The following is a 25,083-nucleotide window of genomic DNA, read 5'->3' as shown; positions in this document are numbered from 1 at the left end:
CGTGGCCAACTCCCGGTGCACGTCACCTGTCGGCCCGGAAAACAGGGAGGGCCCCCGGCACGACCGTGCCGGGGGCCCTCTCGCAGTCGCCTCGCTCAGACGTTGAAACCGAGCGCGCGCAGCTGTTCACGACCGTCGTCCGTGATCTTGTCCGGGCCCCACGGGGGCATCCAGACCCAGTTGATGCGGAGTTCGTTGACGATGCCGTCCGTCGCCGACTTCGCCTGGTCCTCGATGACGTCCGTCAGCGGGCAGGCCGCCGAGGTCAGGGTCATGTCGAGGGTGGCGATGTTCGCGTCGTCGACGTGGATGCCGTAGATCAGGCCCAGGTTGACGACGTCGATGCCCAGCTCGGGGTCGACCACGTCGTAGAGGGCCTCGCGGACCTCTTCCTCGGTGGCCGGCTTGATCGACGCCTCGGGCGTCGCGTTGTCGGTCATGCCGTCTTCCTCTCCGCGTCGCCCAGAGCCTGGGCGGTCGCGTCCTTCCACGCCATCCAGCTCAGCAGAGCACACTTCACGCGCGCCGGATACTTGGAGACGCCGGAGAAGGCGATGGCGTCCTCCAGCACCTCCTCCATGGCCTCGTCGGGCTCCAGCTTGCCCTTGGACTGCATCAGCTCCAGGAAGGTGCCCTGGATCTTCTGCGCCTCGGCCAGCGACTTGCCGACGAGCAGCTCGTTCAGTACGGACGCGCTGGCCTGGCTGATGGAGCAGCCCTGGCCCTCGTAGGAGACGTCGGTGAGCGTCTCCCCGTCGTACTTCACGCGCAGCGTGATCTCGTCCCCGCACGTGGGGTTGACGTGGTGCACCTCGGCGTCACCGTCGCGCAGGCCGCGACCGTGCGGGTGCTTGTAGTGGTCCAGGATCAGGTCCTGGTACATCGAATCCAGCTTCACTGCGGCCCCAACGCCTTCGTCTCGTCCCTCGTCATCCGAAGAAGCTCCGTACGTGCTCCAGCCCGTCGACCAGCGCGTCGACCTCGGCGGGAGAGGAGTACAGGTAGAAAGACGCTCGCGTCGTCGCGGGAATTCCGTAGCGCAGGCAGACGGGGCGCGCGCAGTGGTGTCCCACGCGGACCGCGATGCCCTGCTCGTCCAGCACCTGGCCGACGTCGTGGGGGTGGATGTCGCCGAGCACGAAGGAGATCGCGGCGCCGCGGTCCTCGGCCGTGGTGGGGCCGATGATCCGCAGGTCGGGGACCTCCAGGAGGCGCTTGACCGCGTACTCGGTGATCGCGTGCTCATGCGCGGCGATCTTGTCCATGCCGATCGCCGACAGGTAGTCCACAGCCGCGCCGAGGCCGACGGCCTGGGCGATCGGGGGCGTACCCGCCTCGAACTTGTGGGGCGCCGGAGCGTACGTCGAGGCGTGCATCGACACGGTCTCGATCATCTCGCCGCCGCCAAGGAACGGAGGCAGGTCCTCCAGCAGCTCCTGGCGGCCCCACAGGACGCCGATGCCGGTCGGGCCGCACATCTTGTGGCCGGTGAAGGCCACGAAGTCGGCGCCGAGCGCCTGCACGTCCAGCGGCATGTGCGGGGCGGCCTGGGAGGCGTCGATCAGGACGAGGGCGCCGACGTCCTGGGCGCGCCGGACGATCGCCTCGACCGGGTTGACCGTGCCCATGATGTTGGAGACCAGCGTGAAGGAGACGATCTTCGTCTTCTCCGTGATGACCTCTTCGATGTTGGACAGGTCGAGCCGGCCGTCGTCGGTCAGGCCGAACCACTTCAGCTTCGCGCCGGTGCGCTGCGAGAGCAGCTGCCACGGCACGATGTTGGAGTGGTGCTCCATCTCCGTGATGGCGATCTCGGTCTCGCGGTCGACCCGATAGGGCTCGTCCGCCCAGCCGAGCATGTTCGCGACCAGGTTGAGCGACTCCGAGGCGTTCTTGGTGAAGATCACCTCGTCGCGGCTCGGTGCGTTGATGAAGGCGGCGACCTTGTCGCGAGCGCCCTCGTACAGCGCCGTGGCCTCCTCGGCCAGCACGTGCACGCCGCGGTGGACGTTGGCGTTGTGCTGCTCGTAGTACTCGTTCAGCGCGTCGAGCACCTGGCGCGGCTTCTGCGAGGTCGCCGCGTTGTCCAGGTAAACGATCTTCTTCCCGTCATGGACCACTCGATCCAGCAGGGGGAAGTCCTTGCGGATCGCCTCGATGTCGAGGAGGCCAGGCAGCTGTGTCACGCGGTCGCGCCACCCTTCGTGCTGTACGCCTCGTAACCTTCCGCCTCCAGCTTGTCGGCGAGCTCGGCGCCGCCGGACTCGACGATGCGGCCCTCGGAGAAGACGTGGACGAAGTCGGGCTTGATGTAACGGAGGATCCGCGTGTAGTGCGTGATCAGCAGCGTGCCGACCTCGCCGGTCGCGCGGACGCGGTTGACGCCCTCGGAGACCTGGCGCAGCGCGTCGACGTCGAGGCCGGAGTCGGTCTCGTCGAGGATCGCGATCTTCGGCCGCAGGAGCTCCAGCTGGAGGATCTCGTGGCGCTTCTTCTCGCCGCCCGAGAAGCCCTCGTTGACGTTGCGCTCGGCGAAGGCCGGGTCCATCGACAGCTGCTCCATCGCGGACTTGACCTCCTTCACCCAGGTGCGCAGCTTGGGGGCCTCGCCGCGGATGGCCGTGGCCGAGGTCCGCAGGAAGTTGGAGACGGAGACGCCGGGGACCTCGACCGGGTACTGCATGGCGAGGAAGACGCCGGCGCGGGCGCGCTCGTCGACGGACATCTCCAGGACGTCTTCGCCGTCGAGGGTCACGGTGCCACCGGTGATGGTGTACTTCGGGTGCCCGGCCAGCGAGTACGCCAGCGTGGACTTGCCGGAGCCGTTCGGACCCATGATGGCGTGCGTCTCACCCTGCTTGACGGTGAGGTCGACGCCCTTGAGGATCTCGCGGGCGCCGTTCTCGGCCTCGACGGAGACGTGCAGGTCGTGGATTTCAAGCGTTGCCATGGATACCTCAGGACTCCTGGGTGAGGGAGGCGCGTACGTCAACGAGGACGCTGCCCCCTTCGATCTTTACGGGGTAAACGGGTACGGGGCGGGTCGCGGGCAGGCCCGAGGGCTTGCCGGTGCGCAGGTCGAAGGCCGACCCGTGCAGCCAGCACTCGATCATGCAGTCCTCGACCTCGCCCTCCGAGAGGGAGACGTTCGCGTGCGAGCAGATGTCGTTGATCGCGAACACCTCCCCCGCGGTGGAGACGATGGAGACCGGCGTGCCGTCGAGTTCCACCCGCTTGGGGGTGTTCTCCTCCAGCTCGCTCAGCGCACAGGCCTTGAGGTAGCTCATCAGACGGACGCCTGGAGCTCGGTCTCGATCCTGGCGAGCAGGCGCTCCTCGATGTCCGCGACGCCGATCTGCTGGACGAGCTCCGCGAAGAAGCCGCGCACGACCAGACGGCGGGCCTCGTCGGCGGGGATGCCGCGGGCCTGGAGGTAGAAGAGCTGCTCGTCGTCGAAACGGCCGGTGGCGGAGGCGTGGCCGGCGCCGACGATCTCGCCGGTCTCGATCTCCAGGTTCGGCACCGAGTCGACGCGCGCCCCGTCCGTCAGGACGAGGTTGCGGTTCATCTCGTAGGTGTCGGTGCCCTCGGCGGTCTTCTCGATGAGCACGTCACCGATCCAGACGGCGTGGGCGTCCTGGCCCTGCAGCGCGCCCTTGTAGACCACGTTCGACTTGCAGTGCGGGGCGTCGTGCTGCACGAGGAGGCGGTGCTCCTGGTGCTGGCCGGCGTCCGTGAAGTACAGGCCGAACAGCTCGGCCTCGCCGCCGGGCCCCGCGTAGCTCACGCGCGGGTGGAGGCGGACCAGGTCGCCGCCGAAGGTGACGACGACCGACTTGAAGGTCGCGTCCCGGCCGATCAGGGCGTTGTGCTGGGAGACGTGGACGGCGGTGTCGTCCCAGTCCTGCACGGAGACCACGGTCAGCTTGGCGCCGTCGCCGACGAGGAAGTCGACGTTGGCGGCGCGCACGCCGTCACCGGTGTGGTCGATGACGATGACGGCCTCGGCGAAGGCCTGCACGTCGAAGACGGTGTGGCCGAAGGTCGTGCCGCCCTCGCCGTGCAGCGTGACGCGCACGGGCTCGGTCAGGACGGCCTCCTTGGGCACGGTCACGACCGTGGCCTTGGCGAAGGACGAGAAGGCCTGCGCGGCGACCCGGTCCACCGGGGTGCCGGCCTTGCCGATGCGCGCGTCGCCGCGCTCCACGGACTCGATCGTGACGACGTCGGGCGCGTCGATCTGGGCCTTCATGGTGCCGTCGGCGACCGCGGTGCCGTCGTGCAGGCCCTTGAGGCGGGCGAGCGGCGTGAAGCGCCACTCCTCCTCGCGGCCGGTGGGCACGGGGAAGTCCGCCACGTCGAAGGACGGGGGGGCACTCATCCGGGTGGCGACGGTGGACTCGGCGGCCACCGCGATCGCGCCGGCGGTGGTGGAACCCGCCGGAATGTTCTGAGCCTCTGCCATGGCTGTCGTCTTGCTCTCTTCCTAAAGAATGTGCTGCGGGACGGGCGGTTCGGCCGGGACTAGCCGACCGAACCCTCCATCTGCAGCTCGATCAGCCGGTTCAGCTCCAGCGCGTACTCCATGGGCAGCTCGCGCGCGATGGGCTCGACGAAGCCGCGCACGATCATGGCCATGGCCTCGAACTCCGTCAGACCGCGGCTCATCAGGTAGAAGAGCTGGTCGTCGGAGACCTTCGAGACGGTGGCCTCGTGGCCCATGGAGACGTCGTCCTCGCGCACGTCCACGTAGGGGTACGTGTCCGAGCGGGAGATCGTGTCGACCAGGAGCGCGTCGCACAGCACGTTGGACTTGGAGCCGTGGGCGCCCTCGCCGATCTCGACCAGACCGCGGTAGGAGGTGCGGCCGCCGCCCCGCGCCACCGACTTGGAGACGATGTTCGAGGAGGTGTTCGGCGCCATGTGGACCATCTTGGAGCCGGCGTCCTGGTGCTGGCCCTCGCCCGCGAAGGCGATGGAGAGGGTCTCGCCCTTGGCGTGCTCGCCCATCAGGTAGACGGCCGGGTACTTCATGGTGACCTTGGAACCGATGTTGCCGTCGATCCACTCCATGGTCGCGCCCTCGTACGCCACGGCGCGCTTGGTGACCAGGTTGTAGACGTTGTTCGACCAGTTCTGGATGGTCGTGTAGCGGCAGCGGCCGCCCTTCTTCACGATGATCTCGACCACGGCGCTGTGCAGCGAGTCCGAGGAGTAGATCGGGGCGGTGCAGCCCTCGACGTAGTGGACGTAGGCGTCCTCGTCGACGATGATCAGCGTCCGCTCGAACTGGCCCATGTTCTCCGTGTTGATGCGGAAGTAGGCCTGGAGCGGGATGTCGACCTTGACGCCCTTGGGGACGTAGATGAACGAGCCGCCCGACCACACGGCGGTGTTCAGCGAGGCGAACTTGTTGTCCCCGACGGGGATGACCGTGCCGAAGTACTCCTGGAAGAGCTCCGGGTGCTCCTTGAGCGCGGTGTCCGTGTCGAGGAAGATCACGCCCTGCTCCTCCAGGTCCTCGCGGATCTGGTGGTAGACGACCTCGGACTCGTACTGGGCCGCGACACCGGCGACGAGGCGCTGCTTCTCCGCCTCCGGGATGCCGAGCTTGTCGTACGTGTTCTTGATGTCCTCCGGCAGGTCCTCCCAAGAAGCGGCCTGCTTCTCGGTGGAACGCACGAAGTACTTGATGTTGTCGAAGTCGATGCCCGAGAGGTCGGAACCCCAGTTGGGCATGGGCTTCTTGCCGAACAGCTTGAGGCCCTTGAGGCGGAGGTTCAGCATCCACTCCGGCTCGGACTTCTTCGCCGAGATGTCGCGGACGACTTCCTCGGACAGACCCCGCTTGGCAGCGGCGCCGGCCGCGTCGGAGTCGGCCCAGCCGTATTCGTAGGTGCCCAGGCCATCGAGCTCAGGGTGAGCAGTCTCCGTGGTCATGCGGGGTTCCTCCCGGCCGTACTTGCAGATGCTGATGTGTCGGTCTGTGTGGCGCTTCGCGGAATGAACGTGGTGCACACTCCGTCGCCGTGGGCGATCGTGGCGAGGCGCTGCACGTGCGTCCCGAGCAGGCGGGAGAAGACCTCGGTCTCCGCCTCGCAGAGCTGTGGGAACTGCTCGGCGACATGTGCGACCGGGCAGTGGTGCTGACAGAGCTGTTCGCCGCTGTGCGGGCCGGGAGCGCTCTTCGCCGTAGCAGCGTACCCGTCCGCGGTCAACGCCCGGGCCAGGGCCTCGGTGCGGTCCGCGGGGGCGGCCGCCTCGACGGACTCCCGGTAGGCCTGTGCCTGCGCCTCCATGCGGGCCCTGGCGAAGGCGGCCACGGCCGCCTCCCCCTGATCGCCGCCGCCGGCGCCCTGTGCGATCCAGCGCAGGGCGTCCGCGGCGAGCGTGTCGTAGGACTGGTCGAAGGCGTCCCGGCCGCAGTCGGTGAGCGCGAAGACCTTGGCGGGCCGGCCCCGGGTGCGCGCGCCGTACACGCGCTGCTCACGGGACTCGACCACGTCGTCGGTGACGAGCGCGTCGAGGTGGCGGCGGACGGCGGCCTGGGTCAGACCGAGACGCTGTGCGAGGTCGGCGACGGTGGAGGGACCGTGGTCCAGGATGGACCGCGCGACCCGGTTGCGGGTTGACCGCTCCCCGGTCGCGAGCTCCCCCTGGGGGGTCTCGCTCATCCGTTCGCCGTATTTCACAACGCCATTGTTGCGTAATTAACCGAGCCGCGACAAGCCGTGATGGAGGACACGCCTGGTGGCCTCCATCACTAAGGGTTACCTAATTTGTCTACGCAGAGTTAATCGGCCGCCATCGCTCCGCGCTCGCGGCGAGACCCTCCGGTGAACCAGTACACGGCTCCCACCAGCAATCCTCCACCCATGATGTTGCCGGGCACGGTGAACATGAGATTCCGGAAAAGGTCACGGAAACCGACTGAGCCATCCAGGATCGCCAAGCTGAAAAGAGCCATGTTCGCGACGCAATGTTCGAATCCGACGGCCACGAAGACCGCCACGGGCAGCCAGAGGACGAAGATCTTGGCCGCGTCCCCGCGGGCCCGGGTGAACATCCAGACCGCCAGACAGACGAGCATGTTGCACAGCACCGCCCGCCAGAACAGCTGACCGCCGCCGAGCGCGGTCTTCCCGTGCACCATGTCCGTGAGCATGGCCCGCGCCGACGGCGAGGAGGTCACACCGGACGCGTGCACCATCGCGCCGAATGCGAAGGCCCCGGCCAGGTTGCCCGCCAGCGACAGCCCCCAGGAGGCGAGCAGGTCCCGCGGCCCGGTGCGCCCGGACAGCGCGCCGACCAGCATCACCATCACGTTGCTCGTGAAGAGCTGGGCCCCGGCGAACATCACGATGGTCAGCGCGACCGGGAAGACCGCCCCCTCCAGCAGCTTCACCGCCGCCGAGCCCTGGGCCACGAACGGCGAGACCGCCACGAGCAGCAGCACCTCGCCGATGCCGATGTACGCGCCCGCGAGCATCGCCGAGACGAAGTAGCGCGGGGGGTGCCCGAGGTCGCGGGCCTTGTGCGCGGCCTGCCCCGAGGTGGCTTCGACGTTCTGAGCGATGCTGTTCACCCTTCGACGCTAGGGCCGCCCGGGACCGCGCGGCAGCCGGTGAAGGTCATCACCGCGGGGGCCGCCGACCCCGCCACCCCCAGGACCAAGGACCCTCCCGCGGGCTCCGTAGACTCACCCCCCATGAGCAACGACCCCGCCGTGGAGATCCGCGGACTGGTGAAACGGTACGGACCCAAGACCGCGGTGGACGGCCTCGACCTCACCGTCCCGGCCGCCTCCGTCACCGCGGTCCTCGGCCCCAACGGCGCGGGCAAGACCACCACCGTGGAGACCTGCGAGGGCTACGTCCGCCCCGACGCGGGCACCGTCCGCGTCCTCGGCCTCGACCCGGTGGCCGGGGCCGCCGCCCTGCGCCCCCGGATCGGCGTGATGCTCCAGTCCGGCGGGGTCTACTCCGGCGCCCGCGCCGTCGAGATGCTCCGGCACATGGCGAAGCTCTACGCGGACCCCCTGGACGTGTCCGCCCTCGTGGAACGCCTCGGCCTCGGCGGCTGCGGCCGCACCCCCTACCGCCGCCTTTCCGGTGGCCAGCAGCAGCGGCTCGCCCTCGCCATGGCCGTCGTCGGCCGCCCCGAGCTGGTGTTCCTCGACGAACCCACCGCCGGCCTCGACCCGCAGGCCCGCCGCGCGACCTGGGACCTCGTACGCGAACTGCGCGCCGACGGGGTCACCGTCGTCCTCACCACCCACCACATGGACGAGGCCGAGCAGCTGGCCGACGAGGTCGCCATCGTGGACGCCGGCCGGGTCATCGCCCACGGCAGCCCCGAGCAGCTGTGCCGCGGCGGCGCCGAGAACACCCTGCGCTTCACCGGCCGCCCCTCCCTCGACCTCGCCTCCCTGCTCAAGGCCCTGCCCGACGGCACCCAGGCCGCCGAGCTCACCGCCGGCGCCTACCGCGTCACCGGTGCCGTGGACCCGCAGCTGCTGGCCACCGTCACCTCCTGGTGCGCCCAGCACGGCGTGCTGCCCAGCAGCCTCTCGGTGGAGCGGCACACCCTCGAAGACGTGTTCCTGGAGCTCACCGGTAAGGAGCTGCGCGCATGAGCGCCGGTACGTTCACCCCCCGCCCGGGGGCCGCGCCCGTATCCCGCATGATCCTCGCGCAGACGGCGCTGGAGACCCGGATGCTGCTGCGCAACGGGGAGCAGCTGCTGCTGACCGTGATCATTCCGGCGCTGCTGCTGACCCTGTTCTCCGCCGTGGACATCGTCGACACGGGGGCCGGGGACCCGGTGGACTTCCTCGCGCCCGGCGTCCTCGCGCTCGCCGTGATGTCCACGGCCTTCACCGGCCAGGCCATCGCCACCGGCTTCGACCGCCGCTACGGGGTCCTCAAGCGGCTCGGCGCCTCCCCGCTGCCGCGCCGGGCCCTGATGGCCGCCAAGACCCTGTCCGTGCTGGTCACCGAGGTCCTGCAGATCGCCCTGCTGACGGTGATCGCCCTCGCGCTGGGCTGGTCCCCGCACGGCGACCCGCTGTCCGTCGCCGCCCTGATCCTGCTGGGCACCGCCGCGTTCTCCGGACTCGGGCTGCTGATGGCGGGCACCCTCAAGGCCGAGGTCACCCTGGCCGCCGCCAATCTGGTCTTCCTGCTGCTGCTGATCGGCGGCGGGGTGATCGTGCCGCTGGAGAAGTTCCCCGGCGCCGTGCGGTCGGTGCTGGAGCTGCTGCCGATCTCCGCGCTCTCCGACGGGCTGCGCGAGGTGCTCCGCGACGGAGCCGTGCTGCCCTGGGGCGACGCGGCGATCCTGGCGGTCTGGGCGGTTCTGGGCCTGGGGGCCGCGGCGAAACTGTTCCGCTGGGAGTGAAGCGGGAGTGAAACCCCTCCGCCGTGCGTTGGGCAGGCGGGAGGATGACCGCCTCCACATCAGCGACATCAGTGACGCACGACCGGACGCCGGGGGGCGGACATGTCTCAGCGGGAGGCCGTTCTGCGGCTGGACGAGCAGTGGGCGCGGATCCGCTCCGGAGCCGCGCACGCGGATCCCGGCGAGGACGACCGGCTGCTCGCCGAGCTGATCGGCGCGCTGCGCGAGCCCGCCCGCACCGATGCCGAGTGCGCGGCCCGGCTGGGGCTGCGCCTGGGCGACCTCGCGGCCCGGCGGTTCGCCGCCGGCGACCGGGCCGGGGCGCTGGCCGCCATCGAGGAGGGCCTGCACCACGCGCGGCAGGCCGCCGGACACGCGCCGGAGTACGCCCGGTGGTACGCCCGGGGTCTGATCAACCAGGGGGTCTGGCTGGCCTGGCCGCTGAGCGACGCGGACCGGCTGCCCCGGCACCCGCTCGGCGAGGCCGGCGAGAGCCGGCCGAGCCCCATGGAGCGGGCGGCCGGCGAGCGCGCCCGCGACCTGACCCGGACCGCCGTCGAGGTGTGGGCCTCCCTGGACCAGGACGACCCCGTCAACCGGCGCGGGCTCGCGCAGGCCAAGGTCTTCCTGGGCGACCGCCTCGCCGAGCTGGGCTCCGCCGCCGACGCGGTCGCCTGGGCGGTGGACGCCGAGGCCGGATTCCGCCGGCTGCTGCGGGCCGCTCCCGGGGCCGAGGAGGCGCAGGAGGCGGAAGAGGCCCTGGACCACATCGGCCGGCAGCTGGAACTGCGGCTGCGCTTCCTGGCGTTCGAATCGCTGGCGGGCCTGCGCGCCGGGGGGCTGCTGCCCGAACGGCTGCTCCCCCAGGCGGTGGTGGCCGCCCGGATCCAGGGCGTGGCCGAGGCGGAGATCGCCGCCCGGCTGGGGCTGGACGCCGAGCAGGTGAGCACGATGCTGGAGGTGACCCCCTGGCGCGCGGTGTGGCGGATCGAGGTGCGCGGCGCCGACGGGCTGTGGGCGGCCGCGCCCGCGCCGTGGCAGGGCTCCGCCGAGGTGAGGAACCGGACAGCAGAGGACGTAGCGTCCGAATTGGTACGGGGGTTCAGGGACTCGGCCGCCTATCCGGGCGAGGGCGCGCTGTGGCGGGTCCGGGTCTGGTGGCACGCGGAGGGGGACCCGGCCGGGGCCCGGTTCCGCCTGGTCATCGGCCCCGACTCACCCGCTCCGACCCCCTCGTGAAAGTTTGCACAAGGCGGCCTTTACGATAGTGGCCGTGTTGAACCCCTTCGCGTACATCGCCAGCCGCTGGACCCCGTCACCCCGGACCGTCCGGCGCGCCGCGCTCGCCGCGCTCGTCATGAGCGTGGTCATCGTCGTCACGGGCGGCGCGGTGCGGCTGACCGGATCCGGTCTCGGCTGCGACACCTGGCCCAAGTGCACCGACGACAGCCTGATCGTGACGCAGGCCCAGGGCTTCCACGGAGCCATCGAGTTCGGCAACCGCATGCTGACCTACGTGCTCTGCGCGGCGGTCGGCGGGATCATCCTCGCGGCCCGCTCGGCGAAGCCGTGGCGGCACTCGCTGACGAAGCTCGGCTGGCTCCAGTTCGCCCTCGTGATGGGCAACGCGGTCCTCGGCGGCATCACCGTCCTGACGGGGCTCAACCCCTACAGCGTGGCCGGCCACTTCCTGCTCGCCACCAGCCTGATCACCGTCACCACCGTCACCTGGCACCGCACCGGCGAGGGCGACACCGCCCCCCGCCCGCGCGTTCCCGGCCCGGTGCGCAGGCTCTCCTGGGCGCTGGTCGCGACCACCCTGGTGCTGATCGCGGCCGGCACGGTCGTCACGGGCTCCGGCCCGCACGCCGGGGACAGCAGCGAGATCCAGCGCATGCCGTTCGACTGGGCGGCCACCGCCCACGCGCACGCCATCGCCGCCTGGCTGGTCTGCGCGCTGGCCGTCGCGATGTGGCTGCTGCTGCGCGTGGCGGACGCCCCCGCCGACACCCGGGCGCGCGCCCGTGACCTGCTCCTCGTACTGCTCGCCCAGGGCGCCGTCGGCTACGTCCAGTTCTTCACGGACCTGCCCGAGGCGCTGGTCGCCGCGCACATGCTGGGCTCCTGCCTGGTGTGGATCTCGGTGCTGCGCGTGGTGCTGAGCCTGCGCGAGCGTCCCGCCGGGCAGACCGGGGCCCCGGTCCAGGGCGACCCGCAGCTCTCGGCGGTCTGAGAGGCGGCCCGGGGCGCGGTCCCCGGCTCCGGGGCGGCCCTGCGGCTCCGGGCGCGGCTCAGCCCCGTTCGTCCAGCCGGTAGACGCGCCGGGCATTGCCGGCCGCGAGCATCGCGGCGACCCGGTCCGCGTCCCGCCAGGACCAGGCCCCGTCGTTGACCCAGCCGACCAGGACCCGGCCGAGCGCCTCGCGGAACACCAGGGCGCCGACCGCGTGCAGCTCCGGCAGGCGCCGGCCCCCGCTGGAGAACAGCAGCTTCCCGAAGGGCGCGAGTTCCAGCAGCTCGGCCAGGACGGCGGCCGCCCGGGCCCCCGTCGCCGCGAGCGCGGGCCCCAGATCGGCGTGGACGTGCGGGTACGCCGCCGCCAGCCGGGCCGTGTGCCGGTGGTGCGGGTAGCCGCCGAGCAGCACCAGCGGCGCCCCGAGCCCCGCGGTGGCCCGGACGAACCCGGCCAGCGGCCCCGGCTCGCGCGCGGCGGTGTGCAGCTGGAGCGGCAGCCCGGTGGTCACCGCGCTCCACAGCAGGTGCCGCAGCAGCACCGGGTCGCGCAAGGACTCCCCCCGGCCCCGCCCGGCGAGCCAGCGCCCGGCCGCCCCGCGCACCTCGCCCGGCCCCGGCGGCCCGGGATCCCGGTCCAGCGCCCGGGCGTATCCGGTGGCGGCCCCGCAGCCGAAGGCGACGGCGACGGCGGCGGCGTGGTGGACGGCTCCGCCGAGGTTGGCCAGGAAGGCGGCGACCGTCCCGGAGGTGTCGGCGGCCTGCTCGGCGAGCAGCTCCAGCCGGGCCACCTCGTACGCCCGGGCGTTCCCGGCCCGGCCCAGCTCCTCGGGCCCGCCCAGGTCCCCCGCGGCGGCGTCCCCGGCCCCCGTGGCGGGCGAGCCGGCCGTACCGGCTCCCGCGCCCACTCCCGTGTCGACGAGGTACGCGCCCACTCCCGAGCCCCCCAGCAGCCGCCGCCCGGTCTCGGCGACCCCGAGCTCGCGCCGCCGGGCCAGGTAGCGGGCGGGCGCGCAGTGCGGCTCCAGCCCGAGCAGGGGCGGACACCAGCGGCGCACGGCGAAGCCGGTCTGGGTGTCGAAGAAGGTGGTGCCGGCGGCGGGCGGGCCGGCCGAGTCGATCAGCTGGGCCTCGAAGGTGCCGAGGCCGAGCTCCGTGCGGAGCACTCCGTGGCAGTACTGGTCCACCAGGGGCGGCGTTTCGATCATCCGGGCATCCCGTTTGCGGACGTGAGGAAGGGGCTTCCACGCGTCCTAACGGGTGAGCGGGGTATGAAGTGTTGCTCGCGCTGTTGACCGAGTCTCACGAACGGGCGCGCGCCGCCGGACGGGCGACGGGGCGCGGCGCCGGAGGCGAGCGTGCGCGGAACGCCGGACGGTGCCCGGGCCGGTTAGGCGGCCCGGGTCCCGCGCGGGCTCAGGCCGCCGGGTTGGCGGGGCCGCCGAGCTGGATGCCGGCCATGCGCGTCCACTCGTACGGTCCGGTGCGGACGCGGGCGGCGAACTCGCCGTCGAACTCGTCGTGGAGGATCAGCCCGGCCTTCTCGGCGGCGAGCCGGGCGACGGCGTGGGTCGGGGCCACCAGGTCGCCCCAGCCGCCGTCACCGCCGACGAGCACGATGCGCGTGCCGGCCTGGCCGATGTAGGCGAGCTGGCCCTCGGCGCCGCCGTGCCGCTTGGCGAACGCGCCGATCTGCCGGGCCAGCTTCGCCGCCGTGCGGCTCTGCTTCCTGTCCGCGCTCTCCGCGGCCTGCGTGCTCTGCGTGGTCTCTCCCATGGAGAGCATGCTACCGGCGAGTAATCAACGGAGGAAGGGATCCACGGCGACGGCCACGAACAGGAGCGAGACGTAGGTGATGGACCAGTGGAACAGCCGCATCTCCTTCAGCTTCGCACCCGTCACCCCGGACCTGGCCCGGACGTTCAGCGCGTGCGCCTCCCACAGCCACCAGCCGCCGGCCAGCAGCGCCACCGAGGTGTAGAACCAGCCGGTGTATCCCAGCGGGGTGAGCAGCAGCGAGACGGCGACCATCACCCAGCTGTAGATGACGATCTGCTTGGCGACGGCCTTGTTGCCGGCCACGACCGGCAGCATCGGCACGCCGACGCGCGCGTAGTCGTCCTTCACCTTCATGGACAGCGGCCAGTAGTGCGGCGGCGTCCAGAAGAAGATGACGAGGAAGAGGATGACCGCGGCCCAGGAGACCTCGTTCTTGACGGCCGACCAGCCGATCAGGACCGGCATGCAGCCGGCGATCCCGCCCCAGACGATGTTCTGCGCGGTGCGCCGCTTCAGGAGCATCGTGTAGACGACGACGTAGAAGAGGAGCGCGCCCAGCGCGAGCGCGGCCGACAGCCAGTTGATCAGCAGCCCGAAGAAGAGGGTGGAGACCACCCCGAGGGTGATGCCGAAGGCCAGGCATTCGCGCGGGCTGACCATGCCGGTCACGAGCGGCCGCTGGGCCGTCCGGTCCATCAGCGCGTCGATGTCGCGGTCGATGTACATGTTCAGCGCGTTGGCGCCGCCCGCGGACAGGTAACCGCCGAAGCAGGTGGCGAGCACCAGCCACAGCGAGGGCACCCCCTGCTCGGCCAGGAACATCACCGGCACTGTGGTGATCAGCAGAAGTTCGATGATCCGCGGCTTGGTCAATGCCACGAAAGCCATGACCCGGGCCCCGAACGGCCGGTGACCGGGGCTCGTCCCGAGCACCCCCGCTGGACGGGATTCGACGGCCGTCACGCACACCCCTGAGAGAGAATCCAGCAAGCTCCGACTCGGACCGTTCAGGACATGAAGGGCCGGTAAAGGCTTGCGCGTACCACGCCACTCTAGACGTTGCACTTCCGTCGCCCCGCGCGGGGGTCGTCTCGTGTTGGGCCGATCGGACCGGGCGGCGGGGCGCGGGGCGGGGGGCGACGGCCCCGCCGGCGGGGCGCCGCGCCGGGGGCGGCGGACCGGACGCCGGGCGCGGACGCCGGATGAACAGCGGGCGGCGACCCGGCGACGCACCATCGGCACTCGAATAGCCGCACGCCCCGGCGGGGGTAGGCTCGGAATCGCGCCGGTGCGTCGTTCGTCACCGGGAATACAACATGTGGAGAGGAGCCCTGACCAACGGTGAGCACCAAGCCGACCACCACAGAGCTCGAGTGGACCGAACTGGACCAGCGGGCCGTCGACACCGCCCGCATCCTGGCCGCGGACGCGGTCCAGAAGGTCGGGAACGGCCACCCCGGTACGGCGATGAGCCTGGCCCCCGCCGCGTACACCCTTTTCCAGAAGGTCATGCGGCACGACCCGTCCGACCCCGAGTGGGTCGGCCGCGACCGCTTCGTGCTCTCCGCGGGGCACTCGTCCCTGACCCTTTACACCCAGCTCTACCTGGCCGGCTTCGGTCTGGAGCTGGATGACCTCAAGGCCTTCCGCACCTGGGGTTCCAAGACTCCCGGCCACCCGGAGTACGGCCACACGGCCGGCGTCGAGACCACCACCGGCCCGCTGGGCCAGGGCGTGGCCAACGCGGTGGGCATGGCCATGGCCTCCCGCTACGAGCGAGGCCTGTTCGACCCGGAGGCGGCCCCCGGCACCTCCCCGTTCGACCACATGATCTACGCGATCGCGGGCGACGGCTGCCTCCAGGAGGGCATCTCCCACGAGGCGTCCGCGCTGGCCGGCCACCAGAAGCTCGGCAACCTCGTGCTGCTGTGGGACGACAACCACATCTCCATCGAGGGCGACACCGAGACGGCCGTCTCCGAGGACACCCTCAAGCGCTACGAGGCGTACGGCTGGCACGTCCAGCGCGTGGCCCCGCAGGCCAACGGCGACCTCGACCCGAAGGCGCTCTACGCCGCCTTCGAGGCCGCCAAGGCCGAGACGGAGCGCCCCTCCTTCATCGCCACCCGTTCGATCATCGCCTGGCCGGCCCCGCACGCCCAGGGCACCGAGGCCGCGCACGGCTCGGCCCTCGGCAAGGACGAGGTCGCCGCGACCAAGCGCGTGCTCGGCTTCGACCCGGAGCAGACCTTCGAGGTCTCCGACGAGGTCCTCGCCCACACCCGCCAGGCCGTGGACCGCGGCCGCGAGGCCCGTGCCGCCTGGGAGAAGGACTTCTCCGCCTGGCGCACCGCCAACCCCGAGCGCGCGGCCTCCTTCGACCGCATCAACTCCAACGAGCTCCCCGCGGGCTGGGAGGACGCGCTCCCCGCCTTCGAGACCGGCAAGGCCGTCGCCACCCGCGCCGCCTCCGGCAAGGTCCTCGAAGCGCTCGGCGCGATCATCCCGGAGCTGTGGGGCGGCTCCGCCGACCTGGCCGGCTCCAACAACACCACCATCGACAAGAACTCCTCGTTCCTGCCGGTGGGCAACCCGCTGCCGGAGGCCGACCCGTACGGCCGCACCATCCACTTCGGCATCCGCGAGCACGCCATGGCCGCCGCCATGAACGGCATCGCGCTGCACGGCCACACCCGCATCTACGGCGGCACCTTCCTGGTGTTCTCCGACTACATGCGCAACGCCGTGCGCCTGTCCTCCCTGATGCACCTGCCGGTGACGTACGTGTGGACGCACGACTCCATCGGCCTGGGCGAGGACGGCCCGACCCACCAGCCCGTCGAGCACGTCGCCGCGCTGCGCGCCATCCCGGGCCTGAACGTGGTCCGTCCGGCCGACGCGAACGAGACCGCCATCGCCTGGCGCGAGGTGCTGCGCCGCCACACCAAGGTGTTCGGCAAGGGCGCCCCGCACGGTCTGGCGCTCACCCGCCAGGGCGTGCCGACGTACGACCGCAACGAGGACGCCGCCAAGGGCGGGTACGTGCTCTTCGAGGCCGAGGGCGGCCCCGCGCAGGTCGTGCTCATCGGCACCGGTTCCGAGGTCCAGCTCGCCGTCGCCGCGCGCGAGGCGCTCCAGGCCGAGGGCGTCCCGGCCCGTGTGGTCTCGATGCCGTGCGTCGAGTGGTTCGAGGAGCAGGACCAGGAGTACAAGGACAGCGTGCTGCCCCCCTCCGTCCGGGCGCGAGTCGCGGTCGAGGCCGGCATCGGCCTGACCTGGCACCGTTACGTCGGGGACGCGGGCAGGATCGTCTCGCTGGAGCACTTCGGTGCCTCCGCCGACGGCGCCGTCCTGTTCCGCGAGTTCGGCCTCACCGCCGAAGCCGTGACCGCAGCCGCCAAGGCCTCCATCACCGCCGCCGCCGCGCGCTGAGACCGGTACCAGAACCAGTAGGAGATGCAATTCCCATGACAGACGCACTCAAGCGCCTCTCCGACGAGGGCGTGGCGATCTGGCTGGACGACCTGTCCCGCAAGCGCATCACGTCGGGCAACCTCGCCGAGCTCATCGACCAGCAGCACGTGGTCGGGGTCACCACCAACCCGTCGATCTTCCAGAAGGCCATCAGCCAGGGAGACGGCTACGATCAGCAGCTCTCTGACCTGGCCGCCCGCAAGGTGACCGTCGAGGAAGCCATCCGCATGATCACCACGGCGGACGTCCGCGACGCCGCCGACATCCTGCGGCCGGTCTACGACGCGACCGACGGGCAGGACGGCCGGGTCTCGATCGAGGTGGACCCGCGCCTCGCGCACAACACCAAGGCGACCGTCGCCGAGGCCAAGCAGCTGGCGTGGCTGGTGGACCGCCCGAACACCCTGATCAAGATCCCGGCGACCATGGGCGGTCTGCCCGCGATCACCGAGGTCATCGGCCGGGGCATCAGCGTCAACGTGACGCTGATTTTCTCCCTGGAGCGCTACCGCCAGGTCATGGACGCCTACCTGGCCGGCCTGGAGAAGGCCAAGGCCGCGGGCCTGGACCTCTCCAAGATCCACTCGGTCGCCTCCTTCTTCGTGTCCCGCGTGGACAGCGAGATCGACAAGCGCCTGGACGGCATCGGCACCGACGAGGCCAAGGCCCTCAAGGGCAAGGCGGCGCTCGCCAACGCCCGTCTGGCCTACCAGGCGTACGAGGAGGTCTTCTCCTCGGAGCGCTGGGCCGCCCTGGACAAGGCGCACGCCAACAAGCAGCGCCCGCTGTGGGCCTCGACCGGCGTGAAGGACCCGGCGTACAAGGACACCCTGTACGTGGTGGACCTGGTCGCCCCCGGCACCGTCAACACCATGCCCGAGGCCACCCTGGAGGCCACCGCCGACCACGGCGAGGTCACCGGGGACACCATCCGCGGCACGTACGAGCAGGCTCGCGCCGAGCTCGACGCGGTCGCGAAGCTGGGCATCTCGTACGACGATGTGGTGCAGCTGCTCGAAGAAGAAGGGGTCGAGAAGTTCGAGGCCTCGTGGAACGACCTGCTGAAGTCGACCGAGGCGGAGCTCAAGCGCCTCGCCCCCGCGGAGGACTGAGTATTTTGTCAGGAAACGGAGCGAACCCGCTTCGTGACGCACAGGACCGACGGCTCCCGCGCATCGCGGGGCCGTCCGGCCTGGTCATTTTCGGCGTTACGGGTGACCTGTCCCGCAAGAAGCTCATGCCCGCCATCTACGACCTGGCGAACCGCGGTCTGCTGCCGCCGGGCTTCTCCCTGATCGGCTTCGCCCGCCGCGAGTGGCAGGACGAGGACTTCGCCCAGGAGGTGCACGACGCCGTCCAGCAGCACTCGCGCACCCCCTTCCGCGAAGAGGTCTGGCAGCAGCTGGTCCAGGGCTGCCGGTTCGTCCAGGGCGACTTCGACGACGACGCGGCCTTCGAGACCCTCAAGGCCACGATCGAGGAACTCGACAAGGCCCAGGGCACGGGCGGCAACTTCGCCTTCTACCTCTCGGTCCCGCCGAAGTTCTTCCCCAAGGTGGTCCAGCAGCTCAAGGACCACGGTCTGGCCCAGAAGGAAGGCTCCTGGCGGCGCGCCGTCATCGAGAAGCCCTTCGGCCACGACCTCAAGAGCGCGGAAGAGCTCAACAAGGTCGTCCACGAGGTCTTCCCCCGTGACGAGGTCTTCCGGATCGACCACTACCTCGGCAAGGAGACCGTCCAGAACATCCTGGCGCTCCGCTTCGCCAACACCATGTTCGAGCCGATCTGGAACCGGTCGTACGTCGACCACGTGCAGATCACCATGGCGGAGGACATCGGCATCGGCGGCCGGGCCGGATACTACGACGGCATCGGCGCGGCCCGTGACGTCATCCAGAACCACCTGCTCCAGTTGCTGGCGCTGACCGCGATGGAGGAGCCCGGCTCCTTCCATCCCAAGGCGCTGGTAGCCGAGAAGCTCAAGGTGCTGACCGCCGTGGAGCTGCCCGAGGACCTGGGCAAGCACACCGTGCGCGGCCAGTACTCGGCGGCCTGGCAGGGCGGCGAGAAGGTCGTCGGGTACCTCGAAGAGGACGGCATCGACCCCAAGTCGAAGACCGACACCTACGCGGCCATCCGCCTGGAGATCAACAACCGCCGCTGGGCGGGCGTCCCGTTCTACCTGCGCACGGGCAAGCGCCTGGGCCGCCGGGTGACCGAGATCGCGGTGGTCTTCAAGCGGGCGCCGTACCTGCCGTTCGAATCGGGCGCGACCGAGGAGCTGGGGCAGAACGCCCTGGTCATCCGGGTGCAGCCGGACGAGGGCATCACGGTCCGCTTCGGCTCCAAGGTGCCGGGCACCTCCATGGAGGTACGGGACGTGACGATGGACTTCGCCTACGGCGAGTCCTTCACCGAGTCCAGCCCCGAGGCCTACGAGCGGCTGATCCTCGACGTCCTGCTGGGTGACGCGAACCTCTTCCCGCGCCACCAGGAGGTCGAGCTCTCCTGGAACATCCTCGACCCGATCGAGCAGTACTGGGACAAGCACGGCAAGCCCGCGCAGTACCCGGCGGGCACCTGGGGACCGGTCGAGGCGGACGAGATGCTCGCACGAGACGGACGGAGCTGGCGCCGGCCATGAAGATCGACCTCACGGAGACCACCTCCAGCAAGATCAACGCCGCGTTGGTGCAGGCGCGCCGGGACATCGGCACGCCGGCCATCGGCATGGTCCTCACGCTGGTGATCGTGACCGACGAGGAGAACGCGTACGACGCGCTCAAGTCGGCGAACGACGCGTCCCACGAACACCCCTCGCGGATCGTCGTCGTGGTCAAGCGGGTCAGCCGTTCCCCCCGCAGCCGTCGTGACGCCCGGCTCGACGCGGAAGTCCGCGTCGGGGCGGACGCCGGCAGCGGTGAGACGGTCGTGCTCCGCCTGCACGGCGAACTGGTCGACCACGCCCAGTCGGTGGTGCTCCCCCTCCTCCTGCCCGACGCCCCCGTGGTCGTCTGGTGGCCGGAAGGCGCTCCCGCCGACCTGGCGGGCGACCCGCTGGGTGCGCTCGGACAGCGCCGGATCACGGACACCTACTCCTCCGAGCACCCGATCGAGGCGCTCGGCAGCCGGGCGGAGGCGTACGCCCCGGGTGACACGGACCTGTCCTGGACCCGGATCACCCCGTGGCGCTCCATGCTGGCCGCCGCGCTGGACCAGCAGTGCCTGTCGGTCATCTCGGCGACCGTCGAGGGCGAGGACGAGAACCCGAGCTGCGAGCTGCTGGCCATGTGGCTGGCGGACCGTCTCGGGGTCCCGGTCCACCGCGCCCTCTCGGGCGGTCCGGGGCTGACCGCCGTACGGCTGGAGACCAAGGACGGCTCGATCGTCCTGGACCGGGCGGACGGCGCGCTGGCGACGCTGTGCATGCCGGGTCAGCCCGACCGTGCGGTGGCGCTCAAGCGCCGCGACACGGCCGAGCTCCTGGCGGAGGAGCTGCGCCGGCTGGATCCGGACAGCACCTACGAGGCCTCGCTGAAGTTCGGCGTGGCCCGCCTGGAAGCGACCCCTCCGGCCCCGGCCGGCAAGGCCGCTCCGGCCAAGGACGCCCCGGCCAAGGAGGCCCCGGCCTCCGCTGGGGACGCGGCCCAGGCACCGAAGCCGGCCGCCAAGCCGGCGGCGAAGAAGGCTCCGGCCAAGTAACCGGCGGTCCACCGCGCGGAGCCGCCCCCCGGCGAGGGGGAACGGCTCCGCGCGGTGGCACCCGGACCCGCGCCGCAGCCACCGCACTCCCCCGAACTACCAAGAAGGCGGCACCACATGGGTATGACGACTCCCCAGGTCGTCGTCCACCGGGACAAGGAGCTGATGGCCCAGGCCACCGCTGCCCGGCTCATCACGAAGATCGTGGACGCGCAGGCCGCCCGGGGCGGTGCCTCCGTGGTCCTGACCGGCGGCCGCAACGGCAACGGGCTGCTCGCGGCCCTGGCCGCCGCCCCCGCCCGGGACGCGGTCGACTGGTCCCGCATCGACCTCTGGTGGGGCGACGAGCGCTACGTCCCCGCCGACGACCCCGAGCGCAACCACGTACAGGCCCGTGAGGCCCTGCTGGACTCGGTTCCGGTGGATCCCGCGCGCGTGCACGTGATGCCCGCCTCCGACGGCCCGTACGGCGCCGACGTGGACGCCGCCGCGGCCGCCTACGCCGCCGAGCTGGCGCGGGCCGCGGGCCCCGAGGACCACGGCCCGGTCCCCACCTTCGACGTGCTGATGCTGGGCGTGGGCCCCGACACGCACGTGGCGTCGCTGTTCCCGGAGCACCCGGCGACCCGCGAGACCGACCGCACGGTGGTCGGGGTGCACGGCGCGCCGAAGCCGCCGCCGACCCGCGTCTCCCTGACCCTCCCCGCGATCTGCGCGGCCCGTGAGGTGTGGCTGCTGGCCGCGGGCGAGGACAAGGCCGCCGCGGTGGCCGTGGCCCTCGGCGGCGCGGGCGGCGTCCAGGCCCCGGCGGCGGCCGTCCACGGCCGCAGCCGCACCCTGTGGCTGCTGGACCGGGCGGCCGCGGCCAAGCTGCCGGCCGGGCTGTACTCCCCGGCGTCCTGACCACGCGAAAGCGCCCCGCACCGGCCGGTGCGGGGCGCTTTCGCGTGCACGCCGGGAGGGCTCAGCGGCCGCGCAGTTCCCGGTACCTGGCCACGAGCGCCCGCGTGGAGGGGTCGAGGCCCGCCACGTCGGCCCCCTCCACCAGAGCGGGCTCCAGCCGCTTGGCGAGGACCTTGCCGAGCTCGACGCCCCACTGGTCGAAGGAGTCGATGTTCCAGACGGCGCCCTGGACGAACACCTTGTGCTCGTAGAGGGCGATGAGCTGCCCCAGCACCGACGGGGTCAGCTCGGGGGCGAGGATGGTCGTCGTCGGGTGGTTGCCCCGGAAGGTCTTGTGCGGGACGAGCTCCTCGGGGACGCCCTCCGCGCGCACCTCCTCCGGCGTCTTGCCGAAGGCCAGCGCCTGCGTCTGGGCGAAGAAGTTGGCCATCAGCAGGTCGTGCTGGGCGACGAGGCCGGGGAGCAGGCCGTCCACCGGGCGGGCGAAACCGATGAAGTCGGCCGGGATCAGCTTCGTGCCCTGGTGGATCAACTGGTAGTACGCGTGCTGCCCGTTGGTGCCGGGCGTGCCCCACACGACCGGGCCGGTCTGCCAGTCGACCGGTTCGCCGTCCCGGTCGACCGACTTGCCGTTGGACTCCATGTCCAGCTGCTGGAGGTAGGCCGTGAACCGGGACAGGTAGTGGCTGTACGGCAGGACCGCGTGGGACTGCGCGTCGTGGAAGTTGCCGTACCAGATGCCCAACAGGCCCAGCAGCAGCGGCGCGTTCTCCTCGGGCGGCGCCGTGCGGAAGTGCTCGTCCATCAGGTGGAAGCCGCTCAGCAGCTCGCGGAAGGCGTCCGGGCCGATGGCGATCATCAGCGAGAGCCCGATGGCCGAGTCGAAGGAGTAACGGCCGCCGACCCAGTCCCAGAACTCGAACATGTTGGCCGTGTCGATGCCGAACTCGGAGACCTTCTCCTCGTTGGTGGACAGCGCCACGAAGTGCCGGGCGACGGCCTCTTGACCGGCCTTCAGCTCCGTGAGCAGCCAATTGCGCGCCGAGGTGGCGTTGGTGATGGTCTCGACGGTGGTGAAGGTCTTCGAGGCGATGACGAACAGCGTCTCGGCCGGGTCCAGGTCGCGCACGGCCTCGTGCAGGTCGGCCCCGTCGACGTTGGAGACGAAACGGACCGTCAGTTCGCGCGCGGAGAAGGCCCGCAGGGCGTCGTACGCCATCGCCGGACCGAGGTCGGAGCCGCCGATGCCGATGTTGACGACGTTCTTGATGCGCTTGCCGGTGGAACCGGTCCACTCCCCCGACCTGATCCGGTCGGAGAAGGCCGCCATCTTGTCGAGGACCGCGTGCACACCGGGTACGACGTTCTCGCCGTCCACCTCGATGACCGCGTCCTTCGGAGCGCGCAGCGCGGTGTGCAGGACCGCCCGGCCCTCCGTCGTGTTGATCTTCTCGCCGCGGAACATGGCCTCGCGCAGTTCGGCCACGCCGGTCGCCGCGGCCAGTTCGCGCAGCAGCGTCAGCGTCTCGTCGGTCACGAGGTGCTTCGCGTAGTCGATGTGCAGGTCCCCGACCCGCAGGGTGTACCCGGTGCCGCGGTCCGGGTCCGCCTCGAACAGCTCCCGCAGATGCGTCTGCCCCAGCTCTTCGCGGTGCTTGCCGAGCGCGTTCCACTGCGGCGTCCGGTTGAGCCTCGTACGGCTGTCTGCGTTCATCTCGGACATCAACCCACTTCTTCCGTCCTGTCGTGCCCCGCCGCCTCCAAACCTAAGGGATCGGAGGGGGAACAACGGACAAAAAGGGGCCCGGCCCGCGGGATTCGCATTCCCACGGGCCGGGCCCCGAGTCACTCTTGAGGGTGGCCCCGACCGTCGCCGAGTCTCAGATCTCGCCGCGCAGCTTGGCGAGGGCCTCGGCGAGGATCGCCTCGCCGTCGGCGTCGGTGCGGCGTTCGCGCACGTACGCGAGGTGCGTCTTGTAGGGCTCGGTGCGCGGCGGCGCGGGCGGGTTGTCCCGGTCCTGGCCGGCCGGGAATCCGCAGCGCGGGCAGTCCCAGGTGTCCGGCACGGTCGCGTCGCTGGCGAAGCTCGGCTGCGTCTCGTGCCCGTTCGAGCACCAGAAGGAGATGCGCAGGCGGGGCGCGGATTCACCGCGCTCGGCCTCGCCCATCGGCCCGGCTCCGACCCGACTTCCACGAATCGCGTTGCCACTTGCCACGGTCGTAACTCCCTGCGTGATGGTGCCGCGGAGCGTGAGGGGGGTGTCCGCTGCGGGCGCCCCAGTCTACGTAAGGCCCAACGCACGTCCAGTAACCGGAGTTACTCGCTCCGGGCGTGGACGCCGGACCTCATGATAGGCCGGGCGCAGCCGCCGGGACCGGCACTATGGCCAGAACGGTCAGCTCGCCGACTTCGTGAGCAGGCCGAGCGCCACGATGCAGGCGAACCACAGGAGCCCGATCACGACGGTGATGCGGTCGAGGTTGCGCTCTGCCACGGAGGAACCGCCGACCGAGGACTGCATGCCGCCGCCGAACATGTCGGACAGGCCGCCGCCCTTGCCCTTGTGCATCAGCACGAGCAGCATCATCAGGGCGCTGAAGACGACCAGGGCGATCGAGAACCCCATAATCACGGCTGATTCCTACTTTCTGGGCATTCAGTGCATTCGGGTTTTCCAGGGCTTCCCCCGGTGCTGCGACCGGTGCCGCTACGCGCACGGGGGCCAGCGGCTGCCGATCGCAGCCCCCTGGCCCCCGCAAGGGTACGACGGATCCGCCCTACCGCATACTCACTGGTCGCGTCACTGGTCGCGGAAGCGGACGATCTTGACGAACTCGTCCACGTCCAGCGCCGCCCCGCCGATCAGGGCGCCGTCGACGTCGGGCTGGGCCATGATCGCGGCGATGTTGCCGGACTTGACGGAGCCGCCGTACTGGATGCGGACCTTGTCGGCCAGCTCCTGCGAGTACAGCTCGGCGAGGCGGCCGCGGATCGCGCCGCAGACCTCCTGCGCGTCCTCGGGGGTGGCGACCTCGCCGGTCCCGATCGCCCAGACGGGCTCGTACGCGATCACGATGGACTCGACCTGCTCGGCCGGGACGCCCTCCAGGCCGCCGTCGACCTGCCGCAGCGTGTACGCGACCTGCTCGCCGGCCTTGCGGACGTCGAGGCCCTCGCCGACGCACAGGATCGGGGTGAGCCCGTGCCGGTAGGCGGCCTTGACCTTGGCGTTGCAGAGCTCGTCGTTCTCGCCGTGGTACTGGCGGCGCTCGCTGTGGCCGACGGCCACGAAGGTGCAGCCGAGCTTGGCGAGCATCGGGCCGGAGATCTCGCCGGTGTAGGCGCCGGAGTCGTGCGCGGAGACGTCCTGGGCGCCGTACTTGATCTTCAGCTTGTCGGCGTCGACCAGGGTCTGGACCGAGCGCAGGTCGACGAAGGGCGGGAGCACCGCCACGTCGACGGCGTCGTAGTCCTTGTCGGCGAGCGAGAAGGCGATCTTCTGGGTGTGGGCGATGGCCTCAAGGTGGTTGAGGTTCATCTTCCAGTTGCCCGCCATCAGCGGGGTGCGGCCGTTGGCAGCAGCAGACATAAGG

At 71.0% G+C, this 25,083-nt stretch carries 25 protein-coding genes; 9 read left to right on the top strand and 16 right to left on the bottom strand.

Translation table 11 applies throughout. The features are described 5' to 3' along the window. Positions 1–95: 95 nt before the first annotated feature. From ACFYYT_RS19450 to ACFYYT_RS19410, 9 genes are all read right to left on the bottom strand, one after another. A complete protein-coding gene (locus ACFYYT_RS19450; RefSeq protein ID WP_008741046.1) occupies positions 96–440 on the bottom strand; it encodes a metal-sulfur cluster assembly factor in 345 nt (114 codons plus the stop codon). Further along, positions 437–898: a Fe-S cluster assembly sulfur transfer protein SufU gene (gene sufU / locus ACFYYT_RS19445; protein ID WP_351816403.1), complete on the bottom strand. Its 462-nt coding sequence runs from the start codon at positions 896–898 to the stop codon at positions 437–439. Before sufU ends, ACFYYT_RS19450 begins: the two co-directional genes overlap by 4 nt. A 31-nt stretch (positions 899–929) precedes the next feature. Continuing rightward, on the bottom strand, positions 930–2,186 hold the full coding sequence (locus tag ACFYYT_RS19440) for a cysteine desulfurase (protein ID WP_351816406.1): 1,257 nt from the start codon (positions 2,184–2,186) through the stop codon (positions 930–932). Beyond that, complete coding sequence (gene sufC, locus ACFYYT_RS19435; RefSeq protein ID WP_351816409.1) at positions 2,183–2,950, bottom strand: Fe-S cluster assembly ATPase SufC; 768 nt, start codon at positions 2,948–2,950, stop codon at positions 2,183–2,185. The genes ACFYYT_RS19440 and sufC overlap by 4 nt, the downstream gene beginning before the upstream one ends. Before the next feature lie 7 nt (positions 2,951–2,957). Beyond that, positions 2,958–3,287 carry a bifunctional 3-phenylpropionate/cinnamic acid dioxygenase ferredoxin subunit gene (locus tag ACFYYT_RS19430; RefSeq protein ID WP_351816412.1) on the bottom strand — a complete coding sequence of 110 codons (330 nt, stop codon included), beginning with the start codon at positions 3,285–3,287 and terminating at the stop codon, positions 2,958–2,960. Then, on the bottom strand, positions 3,287–4,465 hold the full coding sequence (gene sufD, locus ACFYYT_RS19425; protein ID WP_351816414.1) for a Fe-S cluster assembly protein SufD: 1,179 nt from the start codon (positions 4,463–4,465) through the stop codon (positions 3,287–3,289). Before sufD ends, ACFYYT_RS19430 begins: the two co-directional genes overlap by 1 nt. 59 nt (positions 4,466–4,524) lie before the next feature. Next, positions 4,525–5,940, bottom strand: a complete 1,416-nt coding sequence (gene sufB, locus ACFYYT_RS19420; protein WP_351816417.1) for a Fe-S cluster assembly protein SufB — start codon at positions 5,938–5,940, stop codon at positions 4,525–4,527. Then, positions 5,937–6,674: an ArsR family transcriptional regulator gene (locus tag ACFYYT_RS19415; protein ID WP_351816420.1), complete on the bottom strand. Its 738-nt coding sequence runs from the start codon at positions 6,672–6,674 to the stop codon at positions 5,937–5,939. The genes sufB and ACFYYT_RS19415 overlap by 4 nt, the downstream gene beginning before the upstream one ends. Before the next feature lie 119 nt (positions 6,675–6,793). Continuing rightward, a complete protein-coding gene (locus ACFYYT_RS19410) occupies positions 6,794–7,585 on the bottom strand; it encodes a formate/nitrite transporter family protein (protein ID WP_351816423.1) in 792 nt (263 codons plus the stop codon). Between the two features lie 123 nt (positions 7,586–7,708). Here ACFYYT_RS19410 and ACFYYT_RS19405 point away from each other — a divergent pair, with 123 nt between their 5' ends. From ACFYYT_RS19405 to ACFYYT_RS19390, 4 genes are all read left to right on the top strand, one after another. Further along, positions 7,709–8,635, top strand: a complete 927-nt coding sequence (locus tag ACFYYT_RS19405; RefSeq protein ID WP_351816425.1) for an ABC transporter ATP-binding protein — start codon at positions 7,709–7,711, stop codon at positions 8,633–8,635. After that, positions 8,632–9,399, top strand: coding sequence for an ABC transporter permease (locus ACFYYT_RS19400; RefSeq protein ID WP_351816428.1), 768 nt, complete (start codon positions 8,632–8,634; stop codon positions 9,397–9,399). The genes ACFYYT_RS19405 and ACFYYT_RS19400 overlap by 4 nt, the downstream gene beginning before the upstream one ends. A 102-nt stretch (positions 9,400–9,501) precedes the next feature. After that, positions 9,502–10,638, top strand: a complete 1,137-nt coding sequence (locus tag ACFYYT_RS19395; protein ID WP_351816431.1) for a hypothetical protein — start codon at positions 9,502–9,504, stop codon at positions 10,636–10,638. A gap of 4 nt (positions 10,639–10,642) precedes the next feature. Continuing rightward, a complete protein-coding gene (locus ACFYYT_RS19390) occupies positions 10,643–11,632 on the top strand; it encodes a heme A synthase (RefSeq protein WP_388608604.1) in 990 nt (329 codons plus the stop codon). A 58-nt stretch (positions 11,633–11,690) separates the two neighbouring features. Here ACFYYT_RS19390 and ACFYYT_RS19385 read toward each other — a convergent pair whose 3' ends face one another. The 3 genes from ACFYYT_RS19385 to ACFYYT_RS19375 form a co-directional block, all read right to left on the bottom strand. After that, positions 11,691–12,839 (bottom strand): amidohydrolase, encoded by a 1,149-nt coding sequence (locus ACFYYT_RS19385; protein WP_351816433.1) that lies wholly within the window; start codon positions 12,837–12,839, stop codon positions 11,691–11,693. 208 nt (positions 12,840–13,047) lie between these two features. Then, positions 13,048–13,407 (bottom strand): hypothetical protein, encoded by a 360-nt coding sequence (locus ACFYYT_RS19380; protein ID WP_351816436.1) that lies wholly within the window; start codon positions 13,405–13,407, stop codon positions 13,048–13,050. A gap of 24 nt (positions 13,408–13,431) precedes the next feature. Beyond that, positions 13,432–14,379 (bottom strand): heme o synthase, encoded by a 948-nt coding sequence (locus ACFYYT_RS19375; protein ID WP_351816494.1) that lies wholly within the window; start codon positions 14,377–14,379, stop codon positions 13,432–13,434. A gap of 372 nt (positions 14,380–14,751) precedes the next feature. Here ACFYYT_RS19375 and tkt point away from each other — a divergent pair, with 372 nt between their 5' ends. The 5 genes from tkt (at position 14,752) to pgl (ending at position 21,489) form a co-directional block, all read left to right on the top strand. Next, entirely contained in the window at positions 14,752–16,842 is a 2,091-nt protein-coding gene (gene tkt, locus ACFYYT_RS19370) for a transketolase (protein ID WP_351816439.1), read from the top strand. Positions 16,843–16,877: 35 nt separating this feature from the next. Further along, complete coding sequence (gene tal, locus ACFYYT_RS19365) at positions 16,878–17,996, top strand: transaldolase (RefSeq protein ID WP_351816442.1); 1,119 nt, start codon at positions 16,878–16,880, stop codon at positions 17,994–17,996. Between the two features lie 5 nt (positions 17,997–18,001). Continuing rightward, positions 18,002–19,528 (top strand): glucose-6-phosphate dehydrogenase, encoded by a 1,527-nt coding sequence (zwf, locus tag ACFYYT_RS19360; protein WP_351816445.1) that lies wholly within the window; start codon positions 18,002–18,004, stop codon positions 19,526–19,528. Then, complete coding sequence (gene opcA, locus ACFYYT_RS19355; protein WP_351816448.1) at positions 19,525–20,586, top strand: glucose-6-phosphate dehydrogenase assembly protein OpcA; 1,062 nt, start codon at positions 19,525–19,527, stop codon at positions 20,584–20,586. The genes zwf and opcA overlap by 4 nt, the downstream gene beginning before the upstream one ends. Positions 20,587–20,709: 123 nt before the next feature. Then, complete coding sequence (pgl, locus tag ACFYYT_RS19350) at positions 20,710–21,489, top strand: 6-phosphogluconolactonase (RefSeq protein ID WP_351816452.1); 780 nt, start codon at positions 20,710–20,712, stop codon at positions 21,487–21,489. A gap of 61 nt (positions 21,490–21,550) precedes the next feature. Here pgl and pgi read toward each other — a convergent pair whose 3' ends face one another. The 4 genes from pgi to tpiA form a co-directional block, all read right to left on the bottom strand. After that, positions 21,551–23,203, bottom strand: a complete 1,653-nt coding sequence (pgi, locus tag ACFYYT_RS19345) for a glucose-6-phosphate isomerase (protein ID WP_351816497.1) — start codon at positions 23,201–23,203, stop codon at positions 21,551–21,553. A gap of 166 nt (positions 23,204–23,369) precedes the next feature. Further along, the gene (locus ACFYYT_RS19340; protein ID WP_078950560.1) at positions 23,370–23,705 is read right to left on the bottom strand and encodes an RNA polymerase-binding protein RbpA; all 336 of its coding nucleotides are present in this window, start codon (positions 23,703–23,705) and stop codon (positions 23,370–23,372) included. A 180-nt stretch (positions 23,706–23,885) separates the two neighbouring features. Continuing rightward, positions 23,886–24,116, bottom strand: a complete 231-nt coding sequence (secG, locus tag ACFYYT_RS19335) for a preprotein translocase subunit SecG (RefSeq protein ID WP_351816500.1) — start codon at positions 24,114–24,116, stop codon at positions 23,886–23,888. A 174-nt stretch (positions 24,117–24,290) separates the two neighbouring features. Next, complete coding sequence (gene tpiA, locus ACFYYT_RS19330; RefSeq protein WP_351816455.1) at positions 24,291–25,079, bottom strand: triose-phosphate isomerase; 789 nt, start codon at positions 25,077–25,079, stop codon at positions 24,291–24,293. Positions 25,080–25,083: the final 4 nt, after the last annotated feature.

The sequence above is a fragment of the Streptomyces sp. NPDC002032 genome (assembly GCF_042890765.1).
Taxonomy (GTDB): domain Bacteria; phylum Actinomycetota; class Actinomycetes; order Streptomycetales; family Streptomycetaceae; genus Streptomyces.
Note: the sequence above shows the minus strand (reverse complement) of the source record. Positions and strands in the feature narration are given on the sequence as shown.

What these genes read in the sequence shown, in the direction of transcription:
- ACFYYT_RS19450 (WP_008741046.1), bottom strand. Translation starts at nt 440, where the DNA reads ATGACCGACAACGCGACGCCCGAGGCGTCGATCAAGCCGGCCACCGAG.
- sufC (WP_351816409.1), bottom strand. Translation starts at nt 2,950, where the DNA reads ATGGCAACGCTTGAAATCCACGACCTGCACGTCTCCGTCGAGGCCGAG.
- ACFYYT_RS19430 (WP_351816412.1), bottom strand. Translation starts at nt 3,287, where the DNA reads ATGAGCTACCTCAAGGCCTGTGCGCTGAGCGAGCTGGAGGAGAACACC.
- sufD (WP_351816414.1), bottom strand. Translation starts at nt 4,465, where the DNA reads ATGGCAGAGGCTCAGAACATTCCGGCGGGTTCCACCACCGCCGGCGCG.
- sufB (WP_351816417.1), bottom strand. Translation starts at nt 5,940, where the DNA reads ATGACCACGGAGACTGCTCACCCTGAGCTCGATGGCCTGGGCACCTAC.
- ACFYYT_RS19415 (WP_351816420.1), bottom strand. Translation starts at nt 6,674, where the DNA reads ATGAGCGAGACCCCCCAGGGGGAGCTCGCGACCGGGGAGCGGTCAACC.
- ACFYYT_RS19405 (WP_351816425.1), top strand. Translation starts at nt 7,709, where the DNA reads ATGAGCAACGACCCCGCCGTGGAGATCCGCGGACTGGTGAAACGGTAC.
- ACFYYT_RS19400 (WP_351816428.1), top strand. Translation starts at nt 8,632, where the DNA reads ATGAGCGCCGGTACGTTCACCCCCCGCCCGGGGGCCGCGCCCGTATCC.
- ACFYYT_RS19395 (WP_351816431.1), top strand. Translation starts at nt 9,502, where the DNA reads ATGTCTCAGCGGGAGGCCGTTCTGCGGCTGGACGAGCAGTGGGCGCGG.
- ACFYYT_RS19385 (WP_351816433.1), bottom strand. Translation starts at nt 12,839, where the DNA reads ATGATCGAAACGCCGCCCCTGGTGGACCAGTACTGCCACGGAGTGCTC.
- ACFYYT_RS19380 (WP_351816436.1), bottom strand. Translation starts at nt 13,407, where the DNA reads ATGGGAGAGACCACGCAGAGCACGCAGGCCGCGGAGAGCGCGGACAGG.
- tal (WP_351816442.1), top strand. Translation starts at nt 16,878, where the DNA reads ATGACAGACGCACTCAAGCGCCTCTCCGACGAGGGCGTGGCGATCTGG.
- opcA (WP_351816448.1), top strand. Translation starts at nt 19,525, where the DNA reads ATGAAGATCGACCTCACGGAGACCACCTCCAGCAAGATCAACGCCGCG.
- pgl (WP_351816452.1), top strand. Translation starts at nt 20,710, where the DNA reads ATGACGACTCCCCAGGTCGTCGTCCACCGGGACAAGGAGCTGATGGCC.
- pgi (WP_351816497.1), bottom strand. Translation starts at nt 23,203, where the DNA reads ATGAACGCAGACAGCCGTACGAGGCTCAACCGGACGCCGCAGTGGAAC.
- secG (WP_351816500.1), bottom strand. Translation starts at nt 24,116, where the DNA reads ATGGGGTTCTCGATCGCCCTGGTCGTCTTCAGCGCCCTGATGATGCTG.
- tpiA (WP_351816455.1), bottom strand. Translation starts at nt 25,079, where the DNA reads ATGTCTGCTGCTGCCAACGGCCGCACCCCGCTGATGGCGGGCAACTGG.